Source organism: Thalassobaculum sp. OXR-137 (assembly GCF_034377285.1).
GTDB lineage: Bacteria > Pseudomonadota > Alphaproteobacteria > Thalassobaculales > Thalassobaculaceae > Thalassobaculum.
Genome location: NZ_CP139715.1, coordinates 4,788,664 through 4,803,807, shown reverse-complemented (window position 1 = coordinate 4,803,807; position 15,144 = coordinate 4,788,664). Strand labels below are relative to the sequence as shown.

14 protein-coding genes and 1 tRNA gene are annotated in these 15,144 nt (G+C 67.6%); 9 read left to right on the top strand and 6 right to left on the bottom strand.

Annotated elements, in window-relative coordinates; genetic code table 11:
• Window positions 1–29 precede the first annotated feature (29 nt).
• Window positions 30–1,229: an ROK family protein gene (locus T8K17_RS22290; protein WP_416153149.1), complete on the bottom strand. Its 1,200-nt coding sequence runs from the start codon at window positions 1,227–1,229 to the stop codon at window positions 30–32.
• Between the two features lie 239 nt (window positions 1,230–1,468).
• Here T8K17_RS22290 and T8K17_RS22285 point away from each other — a divergent pair, with 239 nt between their 5' ends.
• Both T8K17_RS22285 and T8K17_RS22280 read left to right on the top strand, forming a co-directional pair.
• Window positions 1,469–2,212: an ATP-binding cassette domain-containing protein gene (locus T8K17_RS22285; protein ID WP_322331934.1), complete on the top strand. Its 744-nt coding sequence runs from the start codon at window positions 1,469–1,471 to the stop codon at window positions 2,210–2,212.
• A 289-nt stretch (window positions 2,213–2,501) separates the two neighbouring features.
• A complete protein-coding gene (locus T8K17_RS22280) occupies window positions 2,502–3,269 on the top strand; it encodes a response regulator (protein WP_322331933.1) in 768 nt (255 codons plus the stop codon).
• Between the two features lie 81 nt (window positions 3,270–3,350).
• On the opposite strand, the gene T8K17_RS22275 is transcribed toward T8K17_RS22280, so the two are convergent.
• Together T8K17_RS22275 and T8K17_RS22270 are read right to left on the bottom strand one after the other, a co-directional pair.
• Entirely contained in the window at window positions 3,351–5,915 is a 2,565-nt protein-coding gene (locus tag T8K17_RS22275; RefSeq protein ID WP_322331932.1) for an HWE histidine kinase domain-containing protein, read from the bottom strand.
• On the bottom strand, window positions 5,899–6,450 hold the full coding sequence (locus tag T8K17_RS22270; protein ID WP_322331931.1) for a biliverdin-producing heme oxygenase: 552 nt from the start codon (window positions 6,448–6,450) through the stop codon (window positions 5,899–5,901). The genes T8K17_RS22275 and T8K17_RS22270 overlap by 17 nt, the downstream gene beginning before the upstream one ends.
• Window positions 6,451–6,768: 318 nt before the next feature.
• Here T8K17_RS22270 and T8K17_RS22265 point away from each other — a divergent pair, with 318 nt between their 5' ends.
• Window positions 6,769–6,996 (top strand): hypothetical protein, encoded by a 228-nt coding sequence (locus T8K17_RS22265; protein WP_322331930.1) that lies wholly within the window; start codon window positions 6,769–6,771, stop codon window positions 6,994–6,996.
• 218 nt (window positions 6,997–7,214) lie between these two features.
• Window positions 7,215–7,340, top strand: a complete 126-nt coding sequence (locus T8K17_RS22260) for a hypothetical protein (protein ID WP_322331929.1) — start codon at window positions 7,215–7,217, stop codon at window positions 7,338–7,340.
• A 214-nt stretch (window positions 7,341–7,554) separates the two neighbouring features.
• Here the strand turns inward: T8K17_RS22260 and T8K17_RS22255 are convergent.
• Window positions 7,555–7,629, bottom strand: a tRNA-Val gene (locus tag T8K17_RS22255).
• Between the two features lie 98 nt (window positions 7,630–7,727).
• Entirely contained in the window at window positions 7,728–8,411 is a 684-nt protein-coding gene (locus tag T8K17_RS22250; protein WP_322331928.1) for an HAD-IA family hydrolase, read from the bottom strand.
• A gap of 161 nt (window positions 8,412–8,572) precedes the next feature.
• On the opposite strand from T8K17_RS22250, the gene glmU reads away from it, so the two are divergent.
• The 4 genes from glmU to T8K17_RS22230 all read left to right on the top strand — a co-directional run bounded on the left by glmU (window position 8,573) and on the right by T8K17_RS22230 (window position 13,009).
• Window positions 8,573–9,934, top strand: coding sequence for a bifunctional UDP-N-acetylglucosamine diphosphorylase/glucosamine-1-phosphate N-acetyltransferase GlmU (gene glmU / locus T8K17_RS22245; protein ID WP_322331927.1), 1,362 nt, complete (start codon window positions 8,573–8,575; stop codon window positions 9,932–9,934).
• A 3-nt stretch (window positions 9,935–9,937) separates the two neighbouring features.
• Entirely contained in the window at window positions 9,938–11,761 is a 1,824-nt protein-coding gene (glmS, locus tag T8K17_RS22240) for a glutamine--fructose-6-phosphate transaminase (isomerizing) (RefSeq protein WP_416153148.1), read from the top strand.
• Window positions 11,758–12,615, top strand: a complete 858-nt coding sequence (locus T8K17_RS22235) for an alpha/beta hydrolase (protein ID WP_322331925.1) — start codon at window positions 11,758–11,760, stop codon at window positions 12,613–12,615. The genes glmS and T8K17_RS22235 overlap by 4 nt, the downstream gene beginning before the upstream one ends.
• A gap of 61 nt (window positions 12,616–12,676) precedes the next feature.
• The gene (locus tag T8K17_RS22230) at window positions 12,677–13,009 is read left to right on the top strand and encodes a hypothetical protein (protein ID WP_322331924.1); all 333 of its coding nucleotides are present in this window, start codon (window positions 12,677–12,679) and stop codon (window positions 13,007–13,009) included.
• Here T8K17_RS22230 and T8K17_RS22225 read toward each other — a convergent pair.
• Window positions 12,961–13,515, bottom strand: coding sequence for an N-acetyltransferase (locus tag T8K17_RS22225; protein ID WP_322331923.1), 555 nt, complete (start codon window positions 13,513–13,515; stop codon window positions 12,961–12,963). The genes T8K17_RS22230 and T8K17_RS22225 overlap by 49 nt on opposite strands.
• Window positions 13,516–13,655: 140 nt before the next feature.
• Between T8K17_RS22225 and T8K17_RS22220 the strand changes: the two genes are divergently transcribed.
• Window positions 13,656–15,134, top strand: coding sequence for an NAD-dependent succinate-semialdehyde dehydrogenase (locus T8K17_RS22220; protein ID WP_322331922.1), 1,479 nt, complete (start codon window positions 13,656–13,658; stop codon window positions 15,132–15,134).
• Window positions 15,135–15,144: the final 10 nt, after the last annotated feature.

Here is a 15,144-nt window from a genome sequence, read left to right as displayed (position 1 = left end):
CAGTCCGGGGGAGTGCTGAACAGGTGAGGTCACCCCGCCGCCCGCGCCGGAAGGCCGTTCGCCAGCTCGGCGTCCATCCGCTGGAGGGCGAGTTGCACCATGCCCTCCACGATGAGTTCGACGCTGCCCTCGGCGATGACGATCCGCGACAGCGGGTCGTAGGACGGGTTCAGCGAATCCCGCAGTCCCGCCTCGAAGCTCGCCTGCATCAGGTGATATCCGCGCATCCCCGACCCGGCGATGGCGATCCGATGGGGAGCGAGCACCGAGGCCACTGTGCGCACCGCGTCGGACAGGCTGGTGCCGGCCTCGTCGAACAGGCGCTGCAGCCCGGCATCCCCGTCCTCGGCCCGGCGGACCAGCACCATCATCTGATCCTCGCTCGGCTGTTGGTGGTTGGCGATCGGCAGGTTGGCGATGGAGCGGGCGTCGCGATACAGGGCGTAATCCGCCAGATATGCCTCGATACAGCCGCGCTGGCCGCAGCGGCACTGGGCCCCCGCCGGCTGCCGCCGAACATGGCCGATCTCGGAGGAGAAGCCGTGGGTCCCGGCGAAGGGGCCGCCATCGCGCAGCAGGCCCATGCCGACGCCGTGTCCGATCATCAGGACGGCGACCAGCCCTTCCTGCAGCCGGCTGTCGCGGGATGTCACCGCCAGCGCCGTGGCTGCGGCGTCGTTCTCGATCACCACGGGGACATCGAACCGGCCGGCTAGCGGGGTGACCACGTCGGTGTCGCGGATCGCCAGGATCGGGCTCCAGACCTGACGGCCGGCGACCGGATCGACGATCCCCTGGAAGGCGATGCCGAGGGCGCTCGGCGGCACGCCGGGTACGGTGGCGGCCACTCTTTCGATGGCGTCACCACAGGCATGGGCGGCCTCGTCGCCCTTCAGGTCGCGGGTGGTGCAGGGGATCAGCTCGCGGGCGAGGATGTTGCCCTGGAAATCGGCGATCACCGCGTCGATCACGTCCATCCGGATCGAGGCGGCGGCAACGCGGCCGAATCCGGGGTTGAAGACCAGGTTCACCGGCGGGCGTCCGCGCGGACTGCCGGCCGCCGGTTCTTCCGCCGCTTCCAGCAGGACGCCGTTGGCGATCAGGTCGGAGGTGATGGTCGACACCGCCGCAGCACTCAGCCCCGTCCGGCGCACCAGCTCGACCCGGGGCATCGCGCCATGGCGGCGCAGCAGCCTCAGGATTCGTGTTCGACTGTTATCCTTTTCCAAGACGATCAGCCCAGCCGCTTCCCCAGAATGCCCCGCCGCCGCGCCGACAGGATAACGCGACCTCTTGCCGCCGGTCGATTTATGGTTCTTGCGTGAAATTATTCGGCTGAAACCTGGGCCGGTCAAGCTGACGTGATTAGATTTTGTCGCTCCAGACGTCCGATTGTTCTAAAATAAGTTGATGATATGAACAAATGTCGACGGCCCGGGCGAAAAAGGGCCGCGGAGGGGAGGGTTTCATGTCGGTTCTCGAGCTTCGCGGCGTGTCGAAGCGGTTCGGCGCCATTCAGGCCCTGTCGGACATATCCCTGGCGGTGGAGCCGGGTCAGATCGTCGGCCTGATGGGCGATAACGGGGCGGGCAAGTCCACGCTGGTGAAGATCATCTCCGGCAATTTCAGGCCGTCGGCCGGACAGGTCCTGGTCGGCGGAGAGCCGGCGGAATTCCATAATCCGCGGGCGGCACGGGACGCCGGGGTGGAGGTCGTCTACCAGGATCTGGCGCTCTGCGACAACCTGACGGCCGCGGCCAACGTGTTCCTCGGGCGCGAACTGACCCGTGGGGTCGGACCGATCCGCGTGTTGGACAATCGGGCCATGTTTGCCCGCGCGGGAGAGCTGTTCGAAGAGCTCAAATCCGAAACCCGGCCCTACGACCTGGTCCGGCGCATGTCGGGCGGCCAGCGTCAGGCGGTGGCGATCGCGCGGACCCGCCTGTCGAACCCGAAAATCGTGCTCATGGACGAACCGACCGCGGCCATTAGCGTGCGCCAGGTGGCGGAGGTGCTCGATCTCATCCGTCGGCTTCGGGACCAGGGCATCGCGGTCGTTCTGATCAGCCACCGAATGCCCGACGTATTTGCCGTGGCGGACCGGGTCGCGGTCCTGCGGCGGGGAACGCTGGTGACCGACAAGCCGGCCTCCCAATCGTCGCCGGAGGAGATCACCGGACTGATCACCGGTGCGATCGAGCGCGCAGCCTGATCTGTCGCTTCGAGCGCGATTCGGGCAATATGGTTAACGGAGCTTCATGGTTTCTACCATGTAGAGATTTGGCCTCGATATCGTTGTCTTAAATCTTGCATACTCAGCGAAACTTAGGGTCGAAATCCCCGGAAAACCGAGAACCCGATTGCCGAATCGGCGTTATCTTGGTCTTCTTCATTCGGACGTTCAAACGCGCGTCGTCGCGTGATCGGGTATGGTTGTTATGCGAAAATGGCTTAATCATCAGAGCGTGCGCCCGCTTCGGCGGTTTCTGCGCGCTTTGAACGTGGATACCGTCTGGGCCGAGGAATGGCTGCGGCTGACCTACGCCAGCGCCGAGACCGATGAGGTCCTGAGCGGAACCGCGACGGCCTCCGCCAAGTTTCAGGTCTTCAAGGACTTCTTCCGCGATTGGGCCTCCCAGAGCGAGGACGGCGACACGAAGAAGTCCGGCGATTCCGCGCCGTTCACCGATGATCGCCTGCGGACCTTCGTTCCGAATCTTCCCCCGGCTCCCGAGCAGATGCTGCTGCTCTGCGACTTTGTCGGCTTCTCCGTCGACGAAGGCGCCGAGCTGCTGAATCTGTCGCCTGAGGAGGCGGTGGCCGCCTTGGAGGAGGGGCGGGAGCTGACCCGCAACCTGCCGCCGCTTCCGGTGCTGATCCTGGAGGATCACGGCCTGATTGCCCAGGACCTGTCCGACATCATCGGCGAGACCGGGCTTTCGGTGATCGGGATTGCCGCCAACGAGACCGACGCGATAAAGATCTGCCGCCAGAATTGGCCGGAGCTGATCGTGACCGACCAGATGCTGGAGAATGGCGATACGGGGCTTCAGGCCATCGAGAAGCTCCGGGCGGATGGCGAATTCGCGACGATCTACGTCACCGCCTATCCCGACGAAGTGCTCACCGGAATGGACGAGGAGCCGTCGGTGATCGTGGCCAAGCCGTTCAAGCCGGAAGCGATCCGTGCGGCCCTCGGCTACACGGTTGCGGCCCGCGACCGGCTGGGATCGGTGATCGACGCGGAGGCCGAGCGGGAGATCGGCTGAGGCCGATCCGCTGTGATCCTGGACTACGGATCTACCGTCCCGGCCCCTCGCGGCCGGGACTTTTGATTCAGCACCAGCCCTTCAGCGCCGCAGCTCGAGCTGTGCCAGGGCCGAGGACAGGCGTTCCTCGGCGAACGGCTTCTGCAGGACGGGCGCGTGCGGGTAGGTCTGCTTCAACGGAGACTTCTCGCCGTAGCCGGTGACGAACATGAAGGGGATGCCGCGCCGGCTCAGTTCCCGCGCCACGTCGCCCGCGTTCCGGTCGCCCAGATTGACGTCGAGCACGGCGAAATCGATGTCGCTGGTCTCGATCACCCGCAGGGCCTGGTCGACGGTGGAGCAGATCCAGACGTGATCCGCCCCGACGTTGCGCAGCATCTCCTCGGAAGCCAGCGCGATGATCAGGTTGTCCTCCAGCAGCAGGGCGGAGCCGCTGGCCGTCTGCTTCGTCGGTGCCGGCTCCTGCTCGCGGCCGGGGACCGGCGGGGGCGTCTTGACCATGCCGGCCACGAACCGCGCCGGGACGGTGATGTCGACCTCCAGCCCTTCGGCCACGAAACGGACGGTGGTCGTGCCGCCGAGTTCGTGTGGAACCGACTGTTCGATGATGGTGGTGCCGAAGCCGATCCGCTCCGGCGCCGAGACCTGCGGGCCGCCCAGCTCGCGCCACTCGACGGTAAGATCGCCCGACGCTGCCTGCGTCGAGGTCACCGCGATCCAGCCAGCGGGGGAGCTCAGCGCGCCGTACTTGATCGAGTTCGTCGTCAGTTCGTGGATCACCAGCGAGATCGCGGAAACGGCGTTGGGCAGCAGCAGCGCGTCGTCGCCCCGCAGGTCGAGGCGCTGGCCGTTCTTGCCGGAGTAGGCGGCCAGTTCGGTGGCCAGAAGGCGCCACAGGGAGGCCGGACGCCAGTCCACCTCGGTGACCTGGTCGTAGGCCCGGGCGAGGGCCTGGATCCGGCCGCCGACGGTCTCGGTAAGCCCGGTGATGGTGCCGCTCGACGCCGAGCTCTGCGACCAGATCCCCCGGATAACGTTGAAGATGTTGCGGACCCGGTGGTTCAACTCGGCAATCAGGATCTCCTGACGCTCGTTGGCGGCGGTGCGCTCCGCCAGCGCGGTCTCCGACATCTTCAGGATGACCTCGGTGAGGGTCACCCGAAGGGATTCCGCGGTCCGGATATCGCTGTCGGTCCACAGGGCGGATTGCCCGCGAACGATTTCCTGCCACGCTTCGAAACTGGTGCGGGGACTCAGCCTGTCCTCGCCGTCGCGCTTGATCACCGCCTTGTCGGGCGCGCCGGCCCACTCGATGGTCTTGGCGACCTCGCGGCGCACCAGAACGATGAAATCGCGCGTGGACCGGGAGACCGGGATCGCCAGCAGGCCGGCGGCGGTCGACGGCACCGGCACGCCCTCGGGCAACGCCGCCGGCAGGTCGTGGGTCGCGTAGATCCGGCCGGAGGCGACGGAGGTCAGGAACGGCAGCAGGGCGACGAACTCGTCATGGGTCGGCACCTCCCCGAACCCGATATAGGCGCCTTCCGTCCAGCCGATCATCCCGTCGCAGGGAATGACGGTGGCGATCATCTCTGCCAATTCCTGGAACTGGCGGCTGATGGAGGAGCCCGTGGCCAGGCGGGCCATCAGCGCGTCGTGCAGCGCCTGGGCACGCTCCCGGTCGCGGTTGCTGGCCTCGTTGTCCTTCTTCTCCAGGATCAGCGCGAAGAGCTGCCCGAACATCTGGGTCGCCGAGCGGGCCTGGAAGCTCAGCACGCGCGGGCTGTTGTGGTGGCAGGCGATCAAGCCCCACAGCTTGCCGTGCATGACGATCGACACGGACATGGAGGCCTGCACGCCCATATTCGCCAGGTACTCGAGATGGACCGGCGAGACCGCACGCAGGCTGGACAGGGAGAGGTCCAGCGGCTCGCCGGTGGCGGGATCGTTCTCGGGGACGATCGCCGCGGTCGGCGCCTGAATGTCGGAGACGATGCGCAGGGTGCTGCGCAGATACATCCGGCGGGCCTGGGGCGGAATGTCCGAGGCCGGATAGCGCAGCCCCAGGTAGCTGGTCGATCCGGGATTGCGGACCTCGGCGACCACTTCCCCGGACTCGTCGTCATGGAGGCGATAGACCATCACCCGGTCGAAGCCGGTCAGGGCGCGCACCGCCTTCGCCGCGGATTCGCAGGCCTCCTTCACCGTCTGCGGTTTGGAGACCCGGTTGATCATCGGCTGCACATAGGCAGTGTAGTCCTGCTGCACGTCCGAATTCGGCTCGAATTCCAGGATCGTGGTGGCGCCGTTGACGTGGAGCGAGATGTCGAAATCGCGCTGCAGGTTGTCGAGGATCCGAATGCGGAACAGACGCTCCACCGTGTCTTCGTCCTGCAGCATCTGCATGCGCGTGCGGATGTTGTGGATCGCTTCCCGGTTCAGCACCGAGTTGAGGTCGAGCCCGATCAGGTCGACCGGCTCCAGGCCGAGATAGGTGCCGATGTTCTCCGAGACCTGGGTGATGGTCCAGTCGGGGGACACCGCGATCAGGAAGCCGAAGAACTGGACCCGTCCCAGCTTGTGGATCGGTTCGCGCTCGCATTGCGACAGGTCGATGCCCGGCGGGAGTTCAGACGGCGAGGGCATGGATGGTCTCCTTGGGCGCCTCCACGAGGGATACGGCGTCGGCGAAACTGGCGAAAGCGATCTCGGCGCCCTGTAGGACGTCCTCCCGGGGGGCTGCTGCCGCCTCCGGCGAATTCAGGAGCGACAGCGTCCAGGGCCAGATCTCGTCGTCCGGCGCGCGGCTCAGATATCGGGGCGCCGGGCAGGCGCCGGCCAGGCGCTTAAGCAGAACGCGGGACCCCAACCTCGATCCGCCCAGCACGTAGCTGAGGCCGACGGGATCCGCGTCCTCGAACCGGGCGGCGGGCACCCCCGCGGTCGGCTTCAGCGCCCGTTCCTCCAGGTCCTCCACCAGCAGGTCGGTCAGCCGGAAGGGCCAGCGCCGGGTCATGTCCGAGGCCGCCAGACGGCGCTCCATCGGCATGACCACCGCATGGTGAACCAGCAGGAAGCTGTCCAGCCCCGCGCGAGTCCGGATGTCCAGGTGCTGCAGCAGGGCTTCCGTCCGCTGATGCAGAGCCCTGGTCTCCCGTCTGAGATGGTCTCTCAGTCTCATGCGCAGGCCTCTATTGGAACCCGGTCACGTACCGGTCGATGGGCCGACCGATCGGCGGTCGATTGTCGGTTTCCGGGGCGGCGGATCGAGATCTGCCTGCCGCCGATAGCAGCCGTCATAATCCAAGCTCATGATTCAATGCCACAGTAGTCGCGGATCGGCTTTGGCGGAAGGTCCGACAAGTGCCGTTGGACCGGGAATCATCAGTGTTTCGTAGGCGGTAGTATGTAGTCGCTATTGACTAACGCGCCGCTCTGTAGCGTTGATACGATTGCTCGGCGCGGCTTGGTACCGAGCCTGATTTCGGAGAAACAGAAGATGCCTGCCTCGGACCAATCCGGCCTCCGGAATGTTCGTCTGCAGATCATGCTTGATAGGGATGAGCTGGATTCGATCGACGACTGGCGCTACCGCCATCGCATGCCGAGTCTTGCGGCCGCAATTCGCGAACTCATCCGTCGTGGCATGCTGATGAGCGAGACCGTGTTGGAAGAAGAGATCGATCTGACCGATCGCATCCGCTCTACGGATTTCCGCGCCATTTAGCCCTGCGGGAGGCCGCCGCGATCGGCGCCGCAGCCTCCCAGACCCCTCTCCACGAAACGTGACGATGATGCCCGCAGCTCAGCTCGGTCGCGCCGGGGACTGCGCGTGTCCGCGCGGGCGGAAGCGCCCTTCCCGGCGGTCCGGGGTCGACAGAAGCGACCGGCGCCCTACCTTGTAGGGGGTTGATTTGTTTGCAACGGAGAGGAAAGGAGCCTCCCATGACGAAGCTCACCCCGACCGAAGCCCGCCAGGCCCGCCGCGGCCGCCCGGTCCTAGTTGTCTTGACGATTTCCTTCGCCATCGCGGTCGCCGCACTCAGCGTGGTGGCGGTCTGGAACGCCTGACTCACCACGGCGGGTCGTCGACCCGTCTGAAGACCCGATCCCGGGCCCGGGCCGCGCGGACAGCCGGCCTGGCCGGGAGGGTCTCCCGAAGAAGCCGCGAGCCGACCGGCGGCTCCATCTCGCCACGCCAGGAGCCCGACATAAGCGTGTCGGACCGCCCCGGTGCAGCCTAGATCTCTAAGGCTGCCTGTCGATTTATCGTTCTGGAGGGGAATGGTGGGCGCGACAGGGATTGAACCTGTGACCCCTGCCGTGTGAAGGCAGTGCTCTCCCGCTGAGCTACGCGCCCGGTCCGTATCGGGACGCCGGTATCTACGGGCAGCGGGCGGCCTTGTCAATCACTCAACGCCCCCTGCGGCACATTCGGTGTCCCGTGTCTTTCTTCCCCTACAAGCCGAGCAGGGCCGGGAGCGCGGCCAGGCTGTCGATCCGGGCATCGGCCTCGATCTCGGCCAGGGGCAGGCGGGCATAGCCGTAGCTGACCAGCACGGCGCCGGTCCCGGCCCCGTGGGCGACGGCCATGTCGTGCTCGTTGTCCCCGACCATCACCGCCCTGTCCGATCCGACGCCCAGCAGAGCCAGGGTGTCGAGCAGGTGGCGCGGGTCCGGCTTGCGATGGGCGAAGCGGTCGCCGCCGGCTACTGCGTCGATATGCGGCGCGAATCCCAGCGCTTCCAGCACCAGTTCCGCCGGCCGTTGCGGCTTGTTCGTGCAGACCGCGACGGCAAGCCCGGCCGATTTCAGCCTGGCGACGGTTTCCACCGCGTCCGGATAGGCGCGGGTATGCCCGGCCACGTCGCTCTGATACTCGGCGATGAACCGGGCCACGAGCGAGTCGAGGCCCTGGGCACCGTCCGAGCCGTCGGCCGGGGTGCCGGTGGCGGCCCAGGTCCGATCCACGAAGACACGGCTGCCGTCGCCGATGAAGCGGCGCACCTCCTGGGGGGTCAGCGGCCGCCGGCCCTCGCTGGCGAGAAGGCGGTTGGCGGCGGCGCCGAGATCGTCGGCACTGTCGATGAGGGTGCCGTCGAGATCGAAGACGACCGCGGCGGCGTTTGGCGGAAGCGACATGGGGATCCGGGAGTGTTACGCATCGCAAGGGCTGGAGGGTGTTACACTCCGTTGCAAAACGTGTGTTCGTCAATGGGCCTGCCCGGTGGCATTTTGCCCGGCGCGGACCCGCGGCAGATCGCCCGGTGCCGCGATGGACATTGAGAGGGAGCCTATCGCCGATGAAGCAGCGAGTCGCCGCCGTGATCCTGTCCGCAGGCATGGGGACGCGAATGAAGTCGGCGCTGCCGAAGGTCCTCCACCAGGTGGCCGGCAAGCCGATGATCGGCTGGGTGCTGGATGCGGTCGCCGCCAGCGGCGCGGACCCGATGGTGGTCGTCACCGCCCCGGCGCACGATGCCGTGCGGCAGGCGGTTGGCGACCGGGCCGAGGTCGTCATCCAGGAGACGCCGCTGGGAACCGGACATGCCGCTCTTGCCGCCGGACCCGCGCTTGAGGCCTGGTGCGCGGATGGCGGCACGGTTCTGATCTGTTTCGGCGACACGCCGCTGATCACGCCCGAGACGCTGGCCCATCTGGTGGCGGCGCGCGCGGCGCACGACGACCCGGCCGTCGTCGTCCTCGGCTTCGAGCCCGAGGATCCCGGCCTATACGGCCGGCTGCTGCTCGGCGCCGACAACTCTCTCGAACACATCGTCGAGGCGCGCGATGCCAGTCCCGAGGTGCTGGCCATCGGCCTGTGCAACGGCGGCGTGATGGCGATCGACGCGTCGATCCTGTTCGACCTGCTTCGGCGGATCGACAACGGCAATGCCAAGGGCGAGTTCTATCTGACGGATCTGGTGGGCCTGGCGCATCGGGGCGGGCGGCGCTGCACGGTGGTCACCTGCGATCCGCTGGAGACCCAGGGTGTGGATTCCCGCGCCGGCCTCGCCCGGGCGGAGGCGGCGATGCAGGTCCGCCTGCGGGCGGCGGCACTGGAGGGCGGCGTGACGATGACCGCGCCGGAGACGGTTTTCCTGTGCCACGACACCCGGCTGGCCGCCGACGTGACGGTCGGCCCGCATGTGGTGTTCGGCTCCAAGGTCGTGGTCGAGGAGGGGGCGGAGATCCGCGCCTTCAGCCATCTGGAAGGCGCCCATGTGGGACCCGGCGCCCTGGTCGGTCCCTATGCCCGGCTGCGGCCCGGCGCGCGGATCGGCGCGCAGGCCCATATCGGCAACTTCGTGGAAGTGAAGAACGCCGAGATCGAGACCGGCGCCAAGGCCAACCACCTGAGCTATATCGGCGACGCCCGGGTCGGCGCCGGCGCCAATATCGGGGCCGGCACCATCACCTGCAATTACGACGGCATCAACAAGCACCGCACCGATATCGGCGCCCGGTCCTTCATCGGCTCGAACACCGCTCTGGTCGCCCCGGTGACGGTTGGCGACGGCGCGGTGATCGGGGCCGGCTCGACCGTCACCCGGAACGTGGCCGGCGACGATCTGGTGGTCGTACGCGGCGAGACCAAGACCATTCCCGGCGGGGGCGAACGCCTGCGCCAGCGCAATAGTGCGAAGAAGAAGACGAAAGGCTGAGGCATGTGCGGGATCGTGGGAGTGCTGTCGGGTGAACCGGCGGTGCCGTTGATGATGGACGCCCTGCGGCGGCTGGAATATCGCGGCTACGACTCGGCCGGGGTGGCGACGGTGACGGGCGATACCCTGAGCCGTCGGCGCGCGCCGGGGAAGCTGTCCGCCTTGCAGGAGGTGCTGGAGCGCGAGCCGCTGAAGGGCGTGTCGGGCATCGGCCACACCCGGTGGGCGACCCACGGGCCGCCCAATCTGGAGAACGCCCATCCGCATGTCGCCGGTCGGGTCGCCGTCGTCCATAACGGCATCATCGAGAACCACGCCGTCCTGCGTGCCGAATTGAAGGCCGAGGGCGCGGTCTTCGAGAGCGCCACCGACACCGAGGTGGTCGCGCACCTGCTGGACCGGGAGATTTCCGGTGGGGCCACCCCGCAGGAGGCCATGGCCCGGGTGATGCCGCGGCTGACCGGCGCCTTCGCCTTCGTCGTGCTGATCGCCGGCGAGGAGGACCTGATGCTGGCCGCCCGCCGTGCCTCGCCGCTGGCGATCGGCATCGGCGACGGGGCCGCCTATGTGGGCTCCGATGCGGTCGCCCTGGCGCCGCTGACCCGGCGCATCGTCTATCTTCAGGACGGCGACTGGGCGGTGCTTCGCCGCTCCGGTGTGTCGGTCTTTATCGGCGACGGCACGCCGGTCGAACGCACAGAGCAGGTCTCCACCGTTTCCGCCGCCATGGTCGGCAAGGGCAATTTCCGGCACTTCATGGAGAAGGAGATACACGACCAGCCGGAGGCGATCGCCCATACCCTGCACGCGGTGATCGACCCCGGGACCGGCGAAGCCACGCTGCCGGGCCCGCTGGCCGACGCGGCGAGCGTCGCCAAGATCACTATTCTGGCCGCCGGTACCAGCTTCTACGCGGGCCTGACGGCGCGCTACTGGCTGGAGAGCATCGCCGGCATCGCCTGCGAGGTTGAACTGGCCTCCGAATTCCGCGACCGCAAGCCGGTGCTGCCGGCCGGGGGCGTGGCCATTGCGGTGTCCCAGTCCGGCGAGAGCCTCGATACGCTGATGGCCCTGCGTCACGCCCGGACTCTTGGACAGAAGGTGCTGGCTCTGGTCAACGTGCCCGAGAGCACCATCGCCCGGGAGGCGGACGGCGTGCTGCTGACCCGCGCCGGTCCCGAATTCGGCGTCGCCTCGACCAAGGCCTTCACCGCCCAGCTCACCGCGTTCCTCGGTCTCGCCATCGCGCTCGGATTTGCGCGAGGCCATATCGACGAGGCCGAGAAGCGGCGCCTGGTCTCGGCCCTGGAAGGCGTGCCGAGCCGGGTAGCTGCGGTGCTGAAGGACGTGTCGCGCTACCAGTCGATCGCCCACGGCCTGTCACGGGCGCGCGACGTTCTCTATCTCGGCCGCGGCCTGTCCTACCCGATCGCGCTGGAAGGCGCGCTGAAGCTCAAGGAAATCACCTATGTCCATGCCGAGGGCTACGCCGCCGGCGAGATGAAGCACGGCCCGATCGCGCTGATCGAAGACAATGTGCCGGTGGTGATCGTGGCCCCAAGCGATGGCTGGTTCGACAAGACCGCCTCCAACATGGCGGAGGTCCGGGCCCGGGGTGGGCGGGTGATCCTGCTGACCGACGCTGCCGGGGCCAGGGCGCTGGGAGAGGCGGCCGACGAAGTGGTCGTGCTGCCGGACATCGCGCCCGAGGTGGCCCCGATCCTGTACTCCATTCCGGTCCAGCTCCTGGCCTATCTGGCGGCGGTGGAGAAGGGGACCGACGCGGACCAGCCGCGCAACCTCGCCAAGAGCGTGACGGTGGAGTGACCCAGGCGAACGCGGAGGCCCTGTTCGAGCGCTGGTGTACTCCCGGGCCGCCGGCGACACGGCCCGGAGATACGGCCCTGGGCGACCAGGCGACGCGGGGTCTCCTGACGGTCTCCGGCGTCCAGGAGGGCGTGGTCGATCAGGTCAGGACCTACCGCTGGGACCCGGCCGCGCCGGCCGACGGCCGGCCCAGCGTCGTCCTCGTGCATGGCTGGGGATCGCGGGCGAGCCACTTCGCCGCCATGATCCGCGGCCTGACGGCGGCCGGGATCCGCTGCGCCGCCTTCGATGCGCCGGGACACGGCGAAAGCGGCGGCACCACGGCCAGCCTGCCCCGCATGGCCGCCGCATTCCGGCTGCTCTGCCGCGCGCTGGCCTACGAGGGGACCCCGCCGGCGGCGGCGGTCGGCTATTCCTTCGGCGGCCTGGCCGCTGGGCTCGCCTGCGTACCGGACGTCTTGGCTGGACCGCCGGCCGAGATCCCAGCTCTCGCCCTGGTCTCCTCTCCGGTGACCCTGGCCTCGGCGACCCGGCGCTGGCTGGAGATGGCCGGCGAGCCGCAATCCCGCCAGGCCGACCTGATGGCGGAGCTGCGCCGGCGCGGCTTCGACGGCGACAGGTTCGACTTGCTCGCGGTGGCGGAGCGGCTGCCCCGACGCCTGCTGCTGGTTCACGACCAGGGCGACGACGAGGTTCCGGTCTCCGACGCCGAGGCTCTCGCCGCCGCGCGTCCGGACGCCATGCTGGAGCTGACCGACCGGTACGGCCACGCCCGGATGCTCCTGGCCCGTCCGGTGGTGCAGGCGGTCACGGCGTTCGTGCAGCCTCGGCACGAGGACATGTCGGTATCGTGACTTCTCCGGCGACGGTCGGCTGACCATTTCAGCGCCGACACGTCACCGATGGAGACAAGAGATGATCAGGCGATTGGGGAGTGCCACCGCAGCGGTTCTGATGCTCGCCACCGTTCTTGCCGCCCCGGCGGAGGCCCGGCGGATCGATGAGGTTCGAGCCAAGGTTCACGCCGTGATCGACGACCTCGGCATCGACCGGTCGCGGATCCGCCAGGTCTTCGTCGCCGCCGACGACGATGGCGGCGAGGCGCCCGGAACCCTCAGCTACAGCGCCTGGATCGCGTTCTCGGACTGTACCGGCAACCTGGCCATGCATCTTTCGGGCACCACGGCGGTGCGAACGATCTACACCACCGGCGACTGTGCCGTTCCCGGCGTCTCCAGGGGCGGTTGACCCGGTTTCTCCCGGATCATCATCACCTCGTCGCCATAACGACCCGCGTGCTTCAATGCCCGCGGGATCGTGCCGATGGCGCGGAAGCCGAGGCGCTCGTACAGCGTGATGGCCGAAAGATTGTCGGCCCGCACGTTGAGTTCGGTGATCTCGATCCCGGGCCGCGCGTCGGCAAGCGCCAGCAGGGCGGTCATGAGCTGCCGCCCCAGCCCCTGGCAGCGGTGAGTCTCGGCCACGAACACACCCCAGATCGTGGCCCGGTGACGCACATTGCCGCCGGCCCCCTCGCGCTGTGCGGCGAAGGCCACCGGGACATCGCCGTCGAAGCCGCAAACCATCGCGTTGAGCGGGTCCGCCAGCCGGCTGCGCCAGAACGTTTCCGGCTGACCCGCCTCCTGATCCAGCGTCGTGCCAAAGACCTCGGGTGCGGTCTCCAGAGCGCGCAATCGGATGGTGCGGAAGGCCGACCAGTCCGTTTCCGTCAGCCTGCGGATAACGACGCCCACGCGTTTCGCTCCCTTCAAATCGCCGCGACGCTGCCTATAGTACGGACAACACGACAATCATCACCCGCCGTGAAGGCGCGCGTCACGGGACGCCTGCCAGCGGGCCGATGCCACCAAGGCATATAAGGGAGCTAGTCGACATGGATCTCGCCAGCCGTCTGAAGGATCCGGAGCTTTTCAAGCAGCAGGGCTACATCAACGGCCAGTGGGTTGGCGCCGATGGCGGCGGCACGGTCAACGTTGACGACCCGGCGACCGGTAAGAAGATCGGCACCATCCCCGACATGGGCGAGGCCGAGACCCGGCGGGCGATCGAGGCCGCCAACGCCGCCTGGAAGGGCTGGCGCGAGAAGACCGGCAAGGAGCGCGGCCAGATCCTGCGCAAGTGGTTCGACCTGATGATGGCGAACCAGGACGATCTCGGCGCCATCATGACCGCCGAGCAGGGCAAGCCGCTGGCCGAAGCCAAAGGCGAGATCGCCTATGGCGCCTCGTTCGTCGAGTGGTTCTCCGAGGAAGCCAAGCGCAGCTACGGCGACGTGATCCCGAACCACGCGCCGGGCAAGCGGATCGTCGTCATCAAGCAGCCGGTCGGCGTGGTCGGCGCGATCACCCCGTGGAACTTCCCGAACTCGATGATCACCCGCAAATGCGCCCCGGCCCTGGCGGTCGGCTGCCCGGTGGTGATCAAGCCGGCGAAGATGACCCCGTATTCGGCTCTGGCCCTGGCGGTGCTGGCCGAGCGTGCGGGCATTCCGGCCGGCGTGTTCAACATCGTCGTCGGCAAGAGCGCGTCGGCCATCGGTAACGAGCTCGCCACAAACCCGATCGTGCGCAAGATCGGCTTCACCGGTTCCACCCCGATCGGCAAGCAGATCATGGCCCTGGCCGCGGGCACGGTGAAGAAGGTCAGCCTCGAGCTCGGCGGCAACGCGCCGATGATCATCTTCGACGACGCCGATATCGACGCGGCCGTGGAAGGCACCATCCTGTCCAAGTTCCGCAACACCGGTCAGACCTGTGTGTGCGCGAACCGAATCTTCGTGCAGGACGGCATCTACGACAAATTCTCCGAGGCGCTCGCCGCCGCGGTGAACAAGATGAAGCAGGGCAACGGCTTCGATGACGGCGTCGTGCTCGGCCCGTTGATCGAGGGCTCCGCCGTCGACAAGGTCGAGGAGCATGTGATGGACGCGGTCGGCAAGGGCGCGAAGGTCGCCGCCGGCGGTTCGCGCGTGAAGGATCTGGGGTCGAACTTCTTCGCACCGACGGTGCTGACCGGGGCGACCACGGATATGCAGATCTTCCGCGAGGAGACATTCGGCCCGGTCGCACCGCTGTTCCGCTTCAAGACCGAGGAAGAGGTCATCCAGCAGGCCAACGACACCGAGTACGGTCTGGCGAGCTACTTCTACGCCCGCGATCTCGGCCGTGTGTGGCGGGTCGCCGAGGCACTGGAATACGGCATGGTCGGCGTCAACGAGGGCGGCATCTCAACCGAGGTGGCCCCGTTCGGCGGCATGAAGGAAAGCGGTCTCGGCCGCGAGGGCTCCAAGTACGGCACCGAGGAATTCACCGAGATCAAATACATCCTGATGGGCGGCCTCGGCGCGCCGTAAGTCGGCCTGT